We start from the raw sequence: 18,064 nt of genomic DNA on the forward strand, positions 1-18,064 counted from the left end.
GTGATTCATTTGAAATCACACCTTTTTTTTTAATTTCTTGACTTTAATAATATCCATATTTGCTTACTGACGGGAACTCCAGTTCGTGCATTTTTCCATTTTAATAAGCTCCAGTAAGTATTGGAAGGTAAAGTTTTACCATTAAAATCTTTTCCATCCCATTTGAAATTTTTATTTACTTTCGAGTGTTCAAAGACTTTGCCACCCCACCTATTATAAATAGCTATCTCTAGTTCAGAATAGTCTTTTAGCTTGGAATAATCCCAATAATCATTGACACCATCATCATTAGGAGAAAAAAAGTTTGAAAGAGTAATATTTTCTTGTAATGTCAAAAGCTTAATTTCTTTTTTGATAAAGCAGCCAGACAAGGATATAATCTTAACATACGCATTTAACAATGCTGTTTCATATTCTGTAGGTTTAGTAATTAGTTTTGTTAAATTAATATCTTCATAAAATTCATAATTATCGCTGCCTTTGTTAATTATAACTTGACTCAGGTCATATTTACCCTTACCACTAGTTTCTGTAATAGGGTACAATTCAGATTTTATTTCTGCGTTAGGTTTATTGTTTACATATACTGTACCTTTTACTGTTTCACATAGTGCGGAAGTTGCTGTACACATCCTATAAACAAATCTGTCATCCCCAGTAAAGTTAGTGTCAGGAATATATTTTAAGTTTAAATTATTTACAATAACTTTTCCATTAAGCGGTTGTGTAAGTAGTTCTAATTTTGAAATAATTTGGTCTTCATGAGGTGGAGAGAATTTTGCTAACATTGACAAGTCCTCACATACTTTGCCAAAATCTTTTTCTATAATAATATAAGGACAATGCTGTATATTGAAACTATTTGTAGTATAATTAACATTAGAATATGTTAAAACACATAAATATATACCAGCTTCTTTAGGAATATATGTAGGAGCATTAGCACCTATAATGTCTATTCCATCTTTTTGCCATTGGATTTTATCAAAAACGTTATTATTAAGTCTTAACAGTAAACCTTCTTCAATACAATTTCCATTTAGAGTAATAAAAGGATCATTACTATAGCTTACAACGCTTCCAGCGTATCCTGAATAACTAGCGGAATATGCCTTAGTTGTTCCTCCAATAAAGTCAACATTTAGGCTTTTATCTGACTCTATTATAATATTTCCTTTTGAATTTTGAACTGTATGATATATCCAATCAGGCTTTCCCAAAATATCCGTTCCTCCTGTTAATTGGATTCCATTTATTTTAATGTTGGCATTTTTTTCAGTTTTAATAGAAAGTTTACTTCTCATTTTCAATCCTCCAATATCATCTATACATGGTATAATAACATTTTGGACTTGATATTCTTTATCCAATGGATATGAAAATAGCATAGCACTTGTTCCGCCAACTTTATATTCATAATTTCTGGGATCAATTGGTTTATCGTGAAACGTTGCTAAAAGCTGATAACAATACACTGGTTTGGTAGCTTTTATATACATTGCAGATGTTACTACAAGCCTTTCTTCTTCATTAGTAAATGACGCTTCTAAGCCATTTAAAAACTTCTTATCCGATTGATATGGTCCTATATAATGCTCTCCTTTATTTAATATGAAAAGAGGTGTAGTTTCATCATTAAAAAAAAACTGTGTATTATCTTCTGTTGCTACAAAAATTGCTTTCTCTGTATAGAGATTTCCTTCTGCCATCCCATTAACTATTAGATATTCCTTACCTAATTTTTCTATAGGTATGTTTTGGTCAATGTTAACACTTCCACCTGCTTCACCTGCATCTTGACTCAATAAATTACCATTGCTTACTATAATAGGCTTGTCTGATGATATCATCGCACCAATAAGATGAGGTTCATAATAATCATTGATTGCACCTGTTGTATTATCCTTTTTTAACGCTGCAACTATATAACTTTGGTTCTTATTCAGAATAATATTAATTTCTTTATTATCAGAACCATCAGTAAATTTTAGTCCATTGCTATAATCGGATATTTTGATTTTTGTATTATCAGAATAAGCTGTAATAGAAGCCTGATAATTCATAGAAGAAGTATTATAGCTACCATTTAGAAGGTTTTGATCATTTATGACAAAGAATGATCTTCCTAATGCACTCTTTCCTTTGGACGAAATTATTTCCGAGTTTAGACCCACATATTTAAGGTTTGCGTAAAAACTATTTTCCCCTACCAGATGCAACCCTCTGTCAAGTGGAATCATTGTATCTCCTTTGAATGATGTATATACAGACTGTATTATATTTCCGAGTACCAAATCATATTCTACTGGATGGGATTTATCAATTATCACATTATCTATTAAATTATTTCCATTATAAATATAAACTTTGAAAGGAGTTTCTTTATCGGTAGAAAGTGATATAAATGCATTATCAATTTTTGCACCTGAACTAAAAACAGGAGGAAACCAATGTTCTAAATCTAATTGAGCTTTTACAAAAATTTGACAAAAAATAAAAAGTATTAAATATGAATTTTTCATTTACATTCTTCAATTTCTATATATGATGAATAGCAAATAAGAAGTAATTAGCAACAATCATCAGAGTCAAAGATACAAAACATAATGTAGAATTATGAAAACAAATAAAAAACCGACTCTAAAAAGAGTCGGTTTTAAATATAAAATTTACTAAAATATTATCTAGCCCAGAAAGGCGTAAACTTATTTTTGGCAAATACGTCTGCAGCAGTCATACTTGGAACGTTATTAGAGTTCGAAGAATATTCTGAAGTAGGATACATTAATCTTTTAGGTTTTACTTGCCCAGCTGGTGAAATACTGGACATCGGTGTAACTGGGTAACCTGTTCTTGTGTAATCAAAGAATGACTGCTCCGGATTAACAGTTGTTAAAGCAATCCATTTTTGTGTCATGATTGCTTCAATTTTATTATCATTGGATCCGGTCCATCCTAATTTTGGAACTGAATTGATTTTGCTAATATAGATAGAAGGATCAGTATTTGGATCAGATGATACAGGAGTCACTCCAAAGTAATTATAGGAAGCCCTAATTCCATCTTCAAAATGTCCTTGAGCATTTGTAAAATTAGCTGGATATCTAAGTGCAGCTTCCGCTAATAAAAACTCTGTTTCGGCTTTTGACAATAATACACCGTCTTTTGATGAAGCAGCAGAGATAAATGCAGTATTAACGTCTGTACTAGTAATTGAATTATTATTACCTAAAATTGCGCCTAGACCAAATACGGATACTGCTCTTGCAGGAGTAGTAGAAAGGGCACCAGGCTGTCCTGGTGTAGCTCCTTGTCTTACACCTTCTACATTGCTAGTTGTTACTCCAACATCATCAGTTGTTGAAACCAAAGTAAACATTCTACCTCTTCTTCCATCAGTAATACCATTAAATTTTTGATAAACATCTCTAGAATCTTGTGTGGTTGCTTTTAAAGGTAAATGCACTTTATTACCGTTTAAAGCGATAGCCATATGTTCTGATACGGTGTATAAAGTATAACCTTGGTTTCCTGTAGTAGGTCTTGCACCAGAACTGAGTACTATCCAATAGTTAGCCCAAGGATTTTGTTGACTATCACTAGATGAAGAATATCCAGGATTCACGGTAACATCAGAAGAAGAAAAACTAGCACCAGATAAACCAGCTAACTTCTGATCTCGATATGTAGCCAAATCACCTGTAACGTTAGACATTCTTAACAAATATCTTAATTTTATAGTATTAGCAAAAGCCACCCAATCTGTCATTACTCCTCCAAAAACAACATCACTAGAACTTGGAGCAGACCCTGCTCCAGAATTAATAATTTGAATTGCTTGTTCTAACTCTGCAATAGAAGCTTTATAAATATCTTCGCCTTTGTCATATTTAGGGAAAACATTTAATTCCCTTTTAAAAGCATCAGAATAAGGAATGTCTCCATATAAATCGGTAAGAATTTGTACATAATAAGCTTTCATTACTAATGACATAGCTTTATAATTTGCATAAGTTCCTGATGGATCATTATAATCAATAATCTTTTGAAAATTAGTGACATTTCTAAATAATGTATCCCAAATTGTAGCATTATAACCTGTAGTAATATTTGGAGTATAATCGTCAATAAAAGGTGTACCAAATTTATAAGAATTTCCTGCCAAGCTATTCATTTGTAAACTAGCAAAAGCATTCAAATTTCTAGCCTGAATCGCATAAGATCCAGTCACAGCTCCAGGAAAAGCATAGTTGGGCGTAACAAAATTTGCATCAACTTTATCTGGATTTACATTAACATCTAAAAAATCGTTACACGATATACTACCAAATAAGGTAGCAGACACTGCCATTATTATTATTTTATTTTTCATTTTTTTAAAATTAGAAAGTTGCATTTAATTTAAATCCAAATACTCTAGTAGTTGGATATTGTGATGTATCTGCAATACCAGATAAATTCCCTGAATAATTTGAAGTTTCTGGATCAGCAAAATTTCTATTACTCTTAGCATAGATAGCTATCGGATTTCTTGCATATAGACTTAAAGTAACCCCATTAACGAATGTCGAATGAAGAACAGATTTAGGCAAATCATAGCTTAGAGCTATCTCCCTAACTTTAAAGAATGTCGCATCTACAACAAGATTTTCTCCTGTTCTTCTAAAATTTGAACTAGTCCAATAATTAACTGCCCCAGTGTAATTTGCACCATTCGCTGCTGTGGTATTAGTAACATACTGTCCATTTACTAACTGAACAGAATTTGGTACTACATACCCCTTTTCTCTATCTTGTTCAGCTGTCTGTTCAAGACCTCCTGTAAAAGCAAGCAAACCTTTTGTCATTGAAACAAAACTTCCTCCTTTTCTGTAATCCATTACTGCAGAAAGAGATATTCCTTTATATTTGAATGAGGTAGTAAGTCCCATGGTATAATCAGGATTAACATTTGCTAAAACCTTACTATTACTATCAATAATTGGTACGCCGCTAGAATTTACAACAATATTACCGTTAGGGTCTTTAACATATGATGACCCAACAATTGAATAAAGATTCTCTCCAACTACACCTGCTATCCCAACTGCTGGTGAGCTATAGGAAAGCAAAGTTACTCTACTATTTCCATTACGTAAAGACTCTAATATAGTTTTTGATTTAGAAAAATAAGCTCGTAAATTCCAAGTGAAATTTTGAGTTTTAATAGGAACTAACCCCAAATCTATATCAAAACCTGTTGTTTTAGCATCTCCAATATTATCAACGTAAGACGTTAATCCTGTTGTTGTAGAAGGAACAGATGCAATAATCAAATCTTTTGTTTTTGATTGATAAATAGAACCTTCCAAAGTTATACGGTCATTAAAGAAACCTAACACAGTGTTCAATTCCATACTATTAAAATATTCTGGTTTGATATCGGGATTGGTAACCGATGTATTCAGTACATAAGATGGAACACTGAAAGGGTATCCATTAGCTACATTTCCTGTAGGATTGATTGCATAAGGATCTAGATTCGCATTCCCAACTCTGGTATAACTTGGTGCAATCTTCCAATAAGTTAATACATTACCACCAAAATCAAAAGCCTTCGTAGGGATGAAAGATAACCCTGCAGAATAGTATGGATATGCTTTATTTTTAAATTCTCCATCTATATTCGATGAGAATAAGGAGCTTTGCTCATATCGGTAAGTACCGTTTAAGAATAAATAATCTTTAAATGCTAGATCTAAATTTCCAAAAAAAGCATAACTTCTTGTAGTTCTATTATAATTATCCATATAACCCCCATCTTCTTTTACACCTGTATCAGTTGCAAGAGCAAGAGAGCTAATGTTATTAACACTATACCATCCTGGTACAATTAAACCAGTACCTCCAACAGATCTGGCATTCCATACTCTATCCTGAATATTATTACCTAAATTAAACTTTAAGTTTAAATCATCTGTTAAATCATAGTTGAAATTCAACATCAAATCTCCATAATATCTTCTATCAGTATAATTTCTATTATAATAATAAGAAGCAACATCAGAAAGACCCATGTCATGAGCAGTCGCACCATCAACATAAGGAACTCCAGTATTTTGGTATGTATACGAAGAAGTGTTATATCCGTCATTATGATTTTGCTGTTCAGTCTTAGACAAACTAAGATTACCTGTGTAGCTAACATTAATATTTTTGTTAAAGTCATACTGTAATGAAACTATACCATTCAAATACTCCATAGTCGAGTTCAATCTCTCATGCTGCACTGTCCAATAAGGGTTTGTAGCATATGCAGTAAGATAGCCTGGTATACCAGAATTTCTATACATTCTCACATCATTTGTAGTTGGCATTTGCAAAAGATCATCATACAACCCTCCATTTGTTTGGTTTACCACTCTACTAATATAGTTAAATTGACCATCAACTCTTAATTTATCAAATTTCTTACCTCCTTTGAATAAGAAATTATTTTGTTTAAGTTTATCATCTTGTACCACAAAATCATTGTCAATTCTATTTATAGACAAAAATGCGTAAGAATCAGGACCACCTACATTTACACTCAATCCATTTTGAAAATTAACACCGTTTTTGAAAAACTTTGAAAAGTGATCCTTAACTGGTGCATATTTTTCATTAATAAAACTTCCATCTGCTTGTGGAAGCCCTGTTGGAACAATCTGCCCCCCCAGAACACCATTATATGAAGGCCCCCAAGATGTATTCTCCCAAGGCACATAATTTGTCCCTCCATAATTTACATTACTGTAACTTGTATCCTGTACACCCTTACCATATCTTGTTTGTACTTTTGGAAACATGAAAGCTTGACTTACTTCAACAGCAGATGTTAAATTGAATTGAATTTTTTCACTCTTAACTCCTTTTTTAGTAGTTACAATAATAACACCGTTGACACCTTGTGAACCATAAAGCGCAGACCCCTGCAATCCTTTAATAACATTTACACTTTCAATTGCTTCTGGCGGTAAAGCTCCTAAAATTGCTGCAGTAGAAATTGAATTATCAATAACTACTAGTGCTTGATTGCTTCCAGTTACAGATTTTGCACCTCGTAAAACAATATTATAGTCAGGATTTACAGAACTATTAATATTAGTGATTTTCAGACCAGAGACTTTACCTGTTAACGATTGTATAGCACTTGGCGCTGCAGCTTGATTCAACTCTTTTGTACTAACTACCTGTTGTGCACTGGTTGTTGCATCAGCTGTTTTTTTAATACCAAGAGCCCCGGTAATTACAACCTCTTCAATCTGTGTTGTCTTAGTAGTATCTTGTACCTTTTGTGCAGAAACTACTGCAAAAGATGACGAAAGAACTACAGCCAACACGCTTGTTGTTAATTTTTTCATATCAAATCAAATTTTTCAATACACAAAAATGCAAAAGTTTATTAATATATACAACACAAATTGTTAATAGATGTTAAACTTTCACATTGTTAACAAAATATTATATTTAAAAAAACATCCATTTTCAGTTTTAATTTACTGCATAAACTATAATTTTAAGATTTTCCAAAACAATAACACTATCTTGTTTTAAAAATAATACAAAAAAAAATACTTCAAATTAATGAAGTATTTTTTTAGTTAATATTAATATCCAGGGTTTTGCTGAGCAGCAAGTGTCGGATTTGCACTGGTTTCCAAGGTTGGAATTGGCCAAACATATCTGTAATCAGAGTATGGAATTGCTGTTACATCTCCTGATTTGATTACATATGGTGTTCCGATTTTATAATCGGCCAATACAGGAGGAGCACCATTTTTGTACTTTGCAGGTATTCCAGAAGATGGTGCAATATCATCTTGCTGAAGACGGTGTATTGTATTCCATCGTAAACCTTCTGCTAAAAATTCTATTCTTCTTTCAGTGAGAATTGCATTTACAGCTGCTGCTTTGGTTGCAAACAAACTATACTGTTCTGTACTTGGATTATTAAGAGATCTATTTCTAACAGCATTTAGATCTACAAGATATGTTGCATCATCTAGTCTTGCTTTTGCTTCTGCTCTATTTAAAAGAACTTCTGAATATCTAAGTAGAGGTGATGCATCAGACAGTGTAGAAGTATCTTTATATTTATTGGTATAATAAACACCCGATTTTACTGTAACAAGATTTGTACCTCGTCTTTTATCAGTAGCCAACCAGCTCGGATTATTCCATATAATCGGACTGATAGCGATTAAACTTCTTCCTAAGTACTGAGAAGCTAATGCCCCATTTACAGATGGATTGTTCGTAGCTGAATTTTCCAAAGAAAAAATACTTTCGCTATTGCCATAGTTATTAGCAAATGGAGTATTAGGATCAGCAGTTAGCGTATACTTTCCATCCAATTTGTTTGCTTCTGTAATAACGCTTGCATAGTCTCCTTTACTAAGATAAACTCTGGTTTTCAACGCAATTGCTGCTTCTTTTGTAGCATAAACTATTGCAGCTTTTGCCGTGCCTCTCTGGGTTTTTGAGTACATGAAGTTTTCAGCATCATTCAAATCTTTTAATAGTTGCGCATAATTTGCCGCTACCGTACCTCTTGGCAACTTCTCATTTTCAGCAGCTGTGGCAATGGATGTACTTGCGACAGTACGATATGGAATACCAAGATGCGAAGCATCAGCAGTATGCTTATATGGTCTTGCAAAGAAATTGAGTAATTCGTAATGGCTGAATGCTCTGAAAAATAATGCTTGTCCAATATAATCATTACCTTCTGCCTCAGTAAGCACCCCATTGCTAACGGCTTTTTTAACGCCCTCAATAACCAAATTAGCACGAGCGATTAGCCTGTAAGTATCAATCCAATAATAAACTGTATTTAGCGCTCCTGCCGGATCCCAAGTACCAACATAAGTAATAGCATAAAACGATGCGGTATTCACCATATCTTCCCCACGCATATCATTTTGCTGGAAATAGGCAGCACCAAACGGATACCCTCTTCCTGCCTGAGATGGTGTGGCATTATTATATTGTCCCACCTGTGCGGCTTGATACATTCCATTTAGGGATAGAATAACATTCTCTTTAGTACTGAAAGCACCATCTTCACTGGCTTGATTATAAGGCTCAAGATTAAGTATATTTTCCTCATTACAGCTAGACAAAGCCAGAAGTGCAAAGCCTGTTGCTGCGATAAAAATTTTTGATTTATGTAATAAACTATTCATTTCTGTTAATTTTAAAAAGTTGCATTAAGACCTAGTGTTACTGTCAATTGTCTTGGGACTCCGTTGTAATCCATACCGTTTGATTCCATCTCAGGATCCAATCCTGTATATTTAGTGATCGTTATGGCATTTTGTACGACACCAAAAACCCTCAATTTACTAAGACCAACCTTTTCTATATAATTTCGATCTATGGAATATCCTAGCGTAATATTATCAATTTTTACGAAGTCACCTTTTTCAACAAATCTAGAGTTAGCCACACCGGTTGTGTTAATATTACTTGTGTACCCACCTCTCAACTTAGGCGTCCACAATAAAATAATTTTAAATGATTAGCTTTGCAAAGCTTTTTTATTATGTTGTTAATACAAAATTTTTCTGAATCTCTTATTGAAGCAGGATGCGATGAAGTTGGAAGAGGCTGTCTCGCAGGACCTGTTGTTGCAGCAGCTGTGATAGTTGACAAAAATTTTAAGCAAAATTTAGTTAACGATTCCAAAACGTTAAATTTTAAAACCAGACAGAATCTTGACCTATACATTAGAGAAAACGCAGTAGATTTTGCAATTGCAGAACTTTCTCCTGAATTCATTGACCAACATAATATATTGAACGCCAGTCTCCACGCAATGCATCGCGCACTTGACCAGCTCAAAGTCAAACCAGAATTAATTTTGGTTGACGGCAACAAGTTCCATCCTTACAATTACATTCCCCACCATTGTATTATAAAAGGTGACAGCAAATATCTTTCGATTGCAGCAGCATCAATTCTTGCAAAAAACTACCGTGATAACTTAATGATAAAACTTCACGATGAGTTTCCTGAGTACGGATGGAATACCAATTTTGGCTATTGCACCAAAGTGCACCAAAAAGCATTGAAGAAATATGGACCAAACATCCATCACAGAAGATCTTTTCGATTAGATTATGATGTAGAAATATAACCTACAATTTCATTTTAGAACTACTTCTTGTAAAACTAAAACCTACTCCCATATTCCATAAGTACCATTCCCGTACATACTCCATACATACTCCATACATACCCCGTACATACTCCGTATCATCCCGCACAAAAAATCACATTCAATTATTTTTTTTTAAAACAATCTAATTAACCAAAACAGCCTCCTACAATTTTCACTTTATTAGTTATATTTGTTTTATGCAAAACTCATACATTGTTATCAACGCTTCTGCAGGTTCGGGGAAAACTTATCGTTTGGTTCAGAATCTTTTAATGATTTGCCTTAGGCATCCAAATCAATCAGATGCCATCCGAACAATTCTGGCATTGACTTTCACCAACAAAGCCGCCAAAGAAATGAAGGAAAGAATTCTTTTTTATCTTGGCGAATTTGTGAAAGAGAATTATTCCGAAAATCAAGACCTTAAAAATATTCAGGAAGCATTAGCTGAGAATGGTTATAGAGTGACTTTGGAAGATTTGCATTACCGTTCCCAGAAAGTTCTTGACTATATTTTGCACCACTACTCTACACTTAATATCGGAACAATTGATAAGTTCAATTCCCGATTGGTAAAGAGTTTTTCTTATGAATTGGGATTGGCTCAGAACTTCAATCTGGAGATTCAGCCGGAACCTTATTTGATTGAAGCAGTTGATAAAATGTTGGACGAGATTGGCGAAGATGAAACCGTTTCCGATGCTTTTATGGATTATGTCAATTATAATCTGGATAATAACGAACGTGTGAATCTCAATCAAACACTTTACAATTCTGCGAAGAAATTTGTGAGCGATGTTCATTACAAACCTTTGCAGGACAACAAAGATTTCGAATGGCAAGCCTATGAAAACAAAAAAAATGAACTCCGAGAAAATATTAATTCTTACAAAACAAAATCACTTGAAATTACAAAACAGGCTTTAGAATTAGTTAAAAATAGAGGTATTGAAATCGAGGATTTTGCAAGTGGAAAAAGTGGAATCGGTGGATTCTTTGTCAATATGCTGGAGTTTCATAAAATCAAAGACAAGAAATTCCCTTTCCCTACAACATCAGAAGAATCCAAACTAGAAACTTTCCAAAAAGGTGCTTCCACAAAAGCGAAACACAAACAATCCGAAATTCTGGACATTCTCCCTCAACTGATTTCTTGGCGAAGAGAAATTATTGAACTTTATATTAATTCTCAGAAAAAGGAAAAAGTTCTGCAGGCGATTCTTCCTTTGAAAGTGAATGCGGATATTCAGAAAAAGTTATTGGAGATTGAGGAAGAAAATGACTTAGTTCTACTTTCGAAATTTAACATTCTGATTAATGAAAATCTTAGGAATGAACCTTCAGCATTTATTTATGAAAAAGTAGGAACACAGTTTCAGCATTACTTTTTTGACGAGTTTCAGGATACCTCATCGATGCAGTGGCAGAATTTTCTTCCACTTCGAGATAACAGCATCACTTCCGACAACACCAGTTTTACGATTGTAGGTGACCCAAAACAGAGTATTTATAGATTTCGTGGTGGAGAAAGTGAATTGATGCTCGACATCATTAATAAAAAAGAAATCACGCCAAAGTTTGCGACTCTTGAAAACCTCGAATTCAATTGGCGAAGTGCGAAAAATATTGTCGATTTTAATAATCGATTATACAATTTTATGTCGCAGGATTTGAATGAGGAACATCAGAAAATCTTTGGAGAGAATGCTGTTCAAGGTGCAAAATCCAAATTGGAAGGTCGAGTGAAAATTCATCTTTTAGAAAATTCTACCAAGGATATTTTCTATGAAGAAACGGTTACAAAAATGCAGAACGACATCCAGGAAAGTCTAAATAATGGATTCGATTTTTCTGACATTACGATTCTTTGCCGAGGAAATTCGGATATTTTCAATTACTCTCAGTTGTTAGGGAATTTGAAAGTTAATTATAAAGGAAAAGAAACTTACATCAAAACGATTTCTGAAAAAGGTTTAACACTTGATTTAGCTTTTACTTTAAAGGCTTTGATTGAGTTTTTGAAATGGAATCTCGTTCCGAAAAACCTTCAGTTTTTGGTAAAAATGATGTATTTCTTAAACATTTCTAGAAGAATTAAAATGACAGATTTCACTTCAGAAATCAGAGAAATCCTGAGCCTTGAATCAAAAACGGAAATAGAGGATTTTATTCATTCAAAATACAATGTAAGGCTTGTTCAGAAAGATATTCCTCAACTGAATCTTTATAATTTCATCGAGTATTACGTTCACGAATTTTCTGTTGAGAATAAGGAAACCGATTTCCTTCTGAATTTCTTGGAAATGCTTCATAACTATACTCAAAATGCAGGCGCTACATTGAAAGAGTTTTTGAAATTCTGGGAAGATGAAGCTTCGAAGATTAGTATTCAGGCGAGTGAAAATGTGGATGCGATCCAGATTATGACGATTCACAAAGCGAAAGGTTTGGAATTCCCAATTGTTTTTATCCCGATGGAAAACAAGAATAACGACACTAAATTTTCTGAATGGTTTGACCTCGAAAGTCAAGACGAACTTAAAACCGTTATTCTTAATCAATTTTCTCCCGAATTGGAAAGATATGATGAGGACTTAGCCTACTTCAACGCCATCAATTCTTACCGAAATAAAATTGACCGTTTCTGCATTCAATACGTTGCGACAACACGACCTGTAGAACAATTATTTTTATACCTAGAAAAGCCAAATAAAACCACTAACTATCTGGAATTACTTGATTTTGTGACACAATTTCAGCCAACAGAAAATGGTGAATTATTAGATTCTTTTGATGTATTCGAAACCTCAACAGAATCTTTAAAAAAGCAAAAGAGAAAAGAAAAAAAAGAATACCTGTCAGAAAACATTCAGTCGATTTCCCAATCTATTGAGAAAGCTTCCAAGATAGAAATTGCTACGACTTCCAAAAGTTATCAAAACCGTGTAGAACACGTGCGGATGGGAATTTTCACACACGAGATTTTATCAAAAATCAAAACTAAAAAAGATGTTTCCAAAGTTCTCAATTCTTATGTTTTGGAAGGAACGATTACGAGTGAAGAAAAAATATCAATCTTTGAAAGAATTGAATCTGTCCTTAATAATGACAATTATTCTAATTATTTTGAAGAGAATTTGAAAATCATCAACGAGAGAGAAATGCTTGCCAATGAAAATGAAACATCAAAAACTTACCGCCCCGATAGGTTGATAGAAACCAAAGACGGAATCATCATTGTAGATTTCAAAACTGGAGAAGAGAAAGAGAAAGATCAGAAACAAGTGGAACTTTATAGAGAGAAGTTGGAGCAGTTTGGGAAAAAAGTGATTAAGACGGATGTGATTTATATTTAGACATTGAGAAAATAGACTGATAGATTATAGACAAAAATCCCGAGAATAATTTCTCGGGATTCTTATTTTATTTTTTGACAGCCGTTACAACCTGTCCTTCCATCTTGGTTATATTATCAAAAATCTGCTTGAAAGCTGGATAATATTCTTTTGGATAAACTGGATCTTCAACTGTTGTTGTGGTTTCTACAGTCAGTTTATTCCCTTCCTGCGTTACTTTATAAACATACTGAATTGCATTATCTTCTGTTCGGAATTTTTTGGACTTTGGAACGTTTTCAAAAATATAACCATCTGGTAAAGTAATGGTTACTTTTTTGATTTTATCATAACCTGTGTAAAGTTCAATTGGCGAACGTCTTTCATCCGTTTGATCAAACTGATGAGACTTGTTGTATAAAAACAACAACGGATTAAAAACTAATTTTCCACCAATCCCATCCACAAAAGTATCGGAATCAAAATCAAAACTCGTCTGGAAATCATTATTATCTAACAACTCTGTTTTGATATTGGTAAAGGGAAATGTATATCGATCTTTGTAAGATTCTTTTTGGTAAGCTATTTTATCTTCATTATAACTTTCGTTGTTCATCATAGCATACAACATTGTGTCTTTATCAGAAAAAGAACCTTCCACACTACCTGTCGGGTTTAGTTTCGCATCTACAGTAAGATAAGTTACGCTTTTTCCTGGACAAAAGATATTAACTTTTTTAGCTTCCTTCTCCGTCATGATATAACCATTATAATTAAGCGCACTTGGACGGATAAGATTAGGAATTGTCATCTTAGAAGTTGCATCATAGATCTTAGGTGTTCCAGCGATATCAAGAATTGCCAAAACATAATTGAGCTGATTAACAGAAGGTGAATGATCCAACAAGAGACCTCTTCCTATTGTAGATAAAACGACTGGTTGTGCTTCCAGACCTGCGCTTCTCATTAGCAAAATCAGTAAAATATTGATTTCTCCAGAGCTTCCAACCTTGGTTTCCAAAAGATTTTTAAGCCCTTTTCCTTCTTCTGCTCCTACAGTGTAATAGTTGTTCCAAGTATAATTCTTCTGAACATATTTTAAGATTGCGGCTGCTTTTTCTTCGGGAGAAGCGATATTTTTGATATCAGCAGGCAAAAGATCTTTCACATAGGATTTCTTTTTTAGTTGCTCTCCAAAATACTCAGAATCGTACAATTGTTTTCTGATGTCTGACCAAATTACTGCATAAGATTTGAAACCGCCTAAATCACCAGATCCGTAAGCACCTGGCGTTCTTGTAATATTAGTAGAATTGAGTTCTGCTCTTATGGATGTTCTGTAATTATCTATGTTATGAACATATTTTTCATCTCTGTAAGGTGCAATATTTTCATACCCAAAACGATAAGTATAATATTCTCCACCATAGATAGTTTTATCGGAAACATCTCTGTTTTTAGGAGTTAAGCTTCCCTTGTAGTCAATATTAAATCCAAGATATTTTGGGAAATCCAAAACATAATCGAAACGTCTTGTTGGAACAATATCTTCTACTGTGATTCTGTCAATAGACCAAACATAAGGCGATAAAATCGAATATTTATACTCCACAATAGAGCCATCTTTTACATTCTCAAAAGCAAATTTGGTAACAGTGTAGTTCTTAGATTCTTTGGATTTATATTTAGAATTCTTTTCAACAGTTGTTGTTTCTACTTTGTCATTAACAAGATTGTAGGTATAAACTTTCAAAGAAGTTACTCTTTCAGACTTGTTGTTTTTCCCATCATAAGTATAGATTTCTTGATTAAGAAATTTTTCTGCCTGATCTTTTTTATAAATCTTGACGCGGCTTATAACATCCAAATTCAATTGTCCATCTGTGATGTAATAATGATAAGATTTGAAAAGAATCTCAGCTGCTTCGGAGGGATTTTTCGCATAAGAAGTAGCTTTCAAATCATTGTTATCCAATTTTGGAAGGTCGAGATATTTGTATTGTGCAAAAATAGGTAGTACAGAAAGTATCAATACTAATTGTAAAATTTTTGTTTTCATTGATTAGGCTTATGTTTTATAGTTTGGTTATCAGGATTTTTGTATGATCTATTTTATTGGCTTTTTTTCTGAAATTAATATAATCTGAAACTTTATCTGCCGGGAAAGTACCTTTCTTCAACATAAATTTTCTCTTCACCAAAAGCTTTTTATCTTGATTAATAAACTCTATAGAAAAGCTTCCGAACTCAGAATCGATTTTTACAGGAGACAAAGTCTCAGCAAATTTGTGAGTTTCCGGAATCGTATATTCTATCTCATAATCATCTGTAAATCCAAAAGGAATCTCAATAGGCAATTTTCTATCCGTACTTTCTAAATGAAAATCGGAGTCTAAAAATGGAATCGCTCGGAAATAAATATCAGATCCCAAGGACTTAGAATAATTATTCGCTTTAAAGTTGAGATCAAAATTAATCTTTGCATCATTTCTGTCATTAGTCAAATTAGTCAAATCGATGCTGGAAAACTGGAGATAATCATAACGTCTTTTCAGTGCGTCTTTTTGCTCTGTTGGAGAAAGAGAAATCAGGGGCAAAAACATATCGTACATTCCTCCAGAAAAATTAAAACTAGATGCTATATCCAATGTATTATCTACAGAGATGTTGGCTTTGATTCTCAACACTTCCTTATTGTTTTCTGATAATGATTTCGGCGTATCTATAAGTTCTGCGGAATCATCTTTTACCATAATCACGTTTCTGTCCATCGTTCCATAGCTCAAATGATTGAAAGCTATCTTTTGTGATGTATTCTCTAGCCAAATATTACCATTCTCCGTTGGAACACAAAGAATCACGTGATTCCCATCCATCTTAGGAAAATCTTTATCAAAAATCTTAGCTGTTTTATCACTATAAATCACCGAATAATAAGAAGGAATTCCTGCGGCTTTTAGAAGAACGCGCATATAATTGGTCAAAGCTTTGCAATCGCCATAGCCTTTTTTTCTAACCTCATCAGCTGGCATCGGTTGCCAACCACCAATTCCTATGGCTACAAAAACATAACGCGTTTTGCTTTGCATATATTGGTAAATCTTCTGCACTTTTTCGGAAACAGTTCCAGTAAGATTAAGTGCATTAACCTCTTGTTGAATTTCCGGAGTGATAACCGAAACCGGATCCAATAGACCTTTGTACCAATTTGCAAAGCTGTTCCAATTAGAAAAATCACCACAAATTCCTTTGAGACAAGCTCTATCTAAAGCAAATTCTACCTTGGAAACAACGACTCTCTGGTCTGGCGAATAGTTTTCGTCTCTGTAAACAGGAAGGTTTTTGTAAGCCGCTCTTAAAGTATTACCCGATTCCGAGATTTCTGCTTTTCCAAAAGATGCTTCAGTTACTTTTTTACGAAGTTTAATCCCAGATTCGTTTTTGAATTCCACACTCCAGTTTTCCACGGAAACATTTTCTTCCATATAAGGTTGTAAAACAGGAAGAAACACAGTATCAGAAGACCTTTCTGTGTAAGAAGTTTCTATTGTATAAGGATAAACCGGATGGATAATTCTCATTCTCAGAGCTCTGTCATCAGAATACAAATAAGAATCATCGGACTGGCTCACGTCATTCAAATCACTTTTTGAATAAGTCTTGATTTGCTTCCCATTCTCATCCAAAACTCAGATTTTGACATCAGAAATTTTGCTGTACTTATCGTAAGGAATGTAAACATAAGAACCGCCTTCACCAGCTTTACTCAATATCGAAATAATAATTTTCTTTTTTAATTCGATATTATTTTCAGCTTTGATGATATACTCTGAACTGTTGTTACGAACCACATAGTTCGCATCTTTCTTCAGCTCTTCCGGAATCTCTGAGACAGCATAATTTTGTGAAAACATCTTGATAGATATTAACACAAAGAGGGTTATTAGTTTTTTCATTGATTTTCAGGAATTAATTCTCAGCAGCAGGATCAAAAACCCTTTGTGCTAATTCTTGGTCAAATAGATATAAAGCAGAAGGATTATCAGAAACCATTTTGATTTTTGTAACATACTGAGATGCGCTCGCTTCTTCTTCTACTTGCTCATTGATGAACCATTGCAAGAATGATGTTGTTGCAAAATCACTTTCTTCATTGGCATTTTTAACGATATTGAAAATACTTTTTGTAACGATTTTTTCGTGTTCCAAAGCTTTTTCAAAAATATCGATGGCGCTTTCGAACTCGTGCGGTGGTTTTGGAATTTCGCCAATCACGATTTCTCCGCCAACATCATTCAAATAATCAAACATTTTATCTGCGTGCATCAATTCCTCTTTGCTCTGAACTCGGAAATAATTAGCAATTCCATCAAGGTCTTTGCTAGAAAACCAAGCAGACATTGATAGATAATATTGTGCAGCGTATTGTTCTTTTGTGATTTGCTCATTAATAAGTTTAGCAATTTTATCTGTAACCATAACTTTTTATATTTTTTATGAAATTTTAACTTTAATCCTCAAATATAAAAAAAAGAGCCGTTATTTT

General features: G+C 33.4%; 11 protein-coding genes. 2 read left to right on the forward strand and 9 right to left on the reverse strand.

The genetic code is table 11. From position 1 onward, the window contains the following. Nucleotides 1-29: 29 nt before the first annotated feature. From DRF58_RS02785 to DRF58_RS02805, 5 genes are all read right to left on the reverse strand, one after another. Nucleotides 30-2,522 (reverse strand): T9SS type B sorting domain-containing protein, encoded by a 2,493-nt coding sequence (locus DRF58_RS02785; RefSeq protein WP_116032561.1) that lies wholly within the window; start codon nucleotides 2,520-2,522, stop codon nucleotides 30-32. Nucleotides 2,523-2,680: 158 nt separating this feature from the next. Then, on the reverse strand, nucleotides 2,681-4,396 hold the full coding sequence (locus DRF58_RS02790) for a SusD/RagB family nutrient-binding outer membrane lipoprotein (protein ID WP_116032564.1): 1,716 nt from the start codon (nucleotides 4,394-4,396) through the stop codon (nucleotides 2,681-2,683). Further along, a complete protein-coding gene (locus DRF58_RS02795; protein ID WP_116032566.1) occupies nucleotides 4,383-7,382 on the reverse strand; it encodes a SusC/RagA family TonB-linked outer membrane protein in 3,000 nt (999 codons plus the stop codon). The genes DRF58_RS02790 and DRF58_RS02795 overlap by 14 nt, the downstream gene beginning before the upstream one ends. A 246-nt stretch (nucleotides 7,383-7,628) precedes the next feature. Next, entirely contained in the window at nucleotides 7,629-9,206 is a 1,578-nt protein-coding gene (locus DRF58_RS02800; RefSeq protein ID WP_116032568.1) for a RagB/SusD family nutrient uptake outer membrane protein, read from the reverse strand. Nucleotides 9,207-9,217: 11 nt separating this feature from the next. Continuing rightward, nucleotides 9,218-9,523, reverse strand: coding sequence for a hypothetical protein (locus DRF58_RS02805; protein WP_116032570.1), 306 nt, complete (start codon nucleotides 9,521-9,523; stop codon nucleotides 9,218-9,220). A 42-nt stretch (nucleotides 9,524-9,565) separates the two neighbouring features. Between DRF58_RS02805 and DRF58_RS02810 the strand changes: the two genes are divergently transcribed. Continuing rightward, the gene (locus DRF58_RS02810) at nucleotides 9,566-10,159 is read left to right on the forward strand and encodes a ribonuclease HII (protein WP_116032572.1); all 594 of its coding nucleotides are present in this window, start codon (nucleotides 9,566-9,568) and stop codon (nucleotides 10,157-10,159) included. A 221-nt stretch (nucleotides 10,160-10,380) separates the two neighbouring features. After that, nucleotides 10,381-13,539, forward strand: a complete 3,159-nt coding sequence (locus tag DRF58_RS02815; RefSeq protein ID WP_116032574.1) for a UvrD-helicase domain-containing protein — start codon at nucleotides 10,381-10,383, stop codon at nucleotides 13,537-13,539. A 67-nt stretch (nucleotides 13,540-13,606) separates the two neighbouring features. On the opposite strand, the gene DRF58_RS02820 is transcribed toward DRF58_RS02815, so the two are convergent. From DRF58_RS02820 to DRF58_RS02835, 4 genes are read right to left on the reverse strand one after another with little or no spacing between them, the layout of a single operon-like run. Then, the gene (locus tag DRF58_RS02820) at nucleotides 13,607-15,577 is read right to left on the reverse strand and encodes a transglutaminase-like domain-containing protein (RefSeq protein WP_116032577.1); all 1,971 of its coding nucleotides are present in this window, start codon (nucleotides 15,575-15,577) and stop codon (nucleotides 13,607-13,609) included. 16 nt (nucleotides 15,578-15,593) lie between these two features. Next, a complete protein-coding gene (locus DRF58_RS02825; RefSeq protein WP_116032579.1) occupies nucleotides 15,594-17,204 on the reverse strand; it encodes a DUF3858 domain-containing protein in 1,611 nt (536 codons plus the stop codon). A gap of 3 nt (nucleotides 17,205-17,207) precedes the next feature. Then, entirely contained in the window at nucleotides 17,208-17,474 is a 267-nt protein-coding gene (locus DRF58_RS02830) for a hypothetical protein (RefSeq protein ID WP_123902349.1), read from the reverse strand. A 13-nt stretch (nucleotides 17,475-17,487) separates the two neighbouring features. Further along, on the reverse strand, nucleotides 17,488-17,997 hold the full coding sequence (locus tag DRF58_RS02835) for a ferritin (RefSeq protein WP_116032584.1): 510 nt from the start codon (nucleotides 17,995-17,997) through the stop codon (nucleotides 17,488-17,490). Nucleotides 17,998-18,064 lie beyond the last annotated feature (67 nt).

It is taken from the genome of Epilithonimonas hispanica (genome assembly GCF_003385395.1).
GTDB classification, from domain to species: Bacteria; Bacteroidota; Bacteroidia; order Flavobacteriales; family Weeksellaceae; genus Epilithonimonas; species Epilithonimonas hispanica.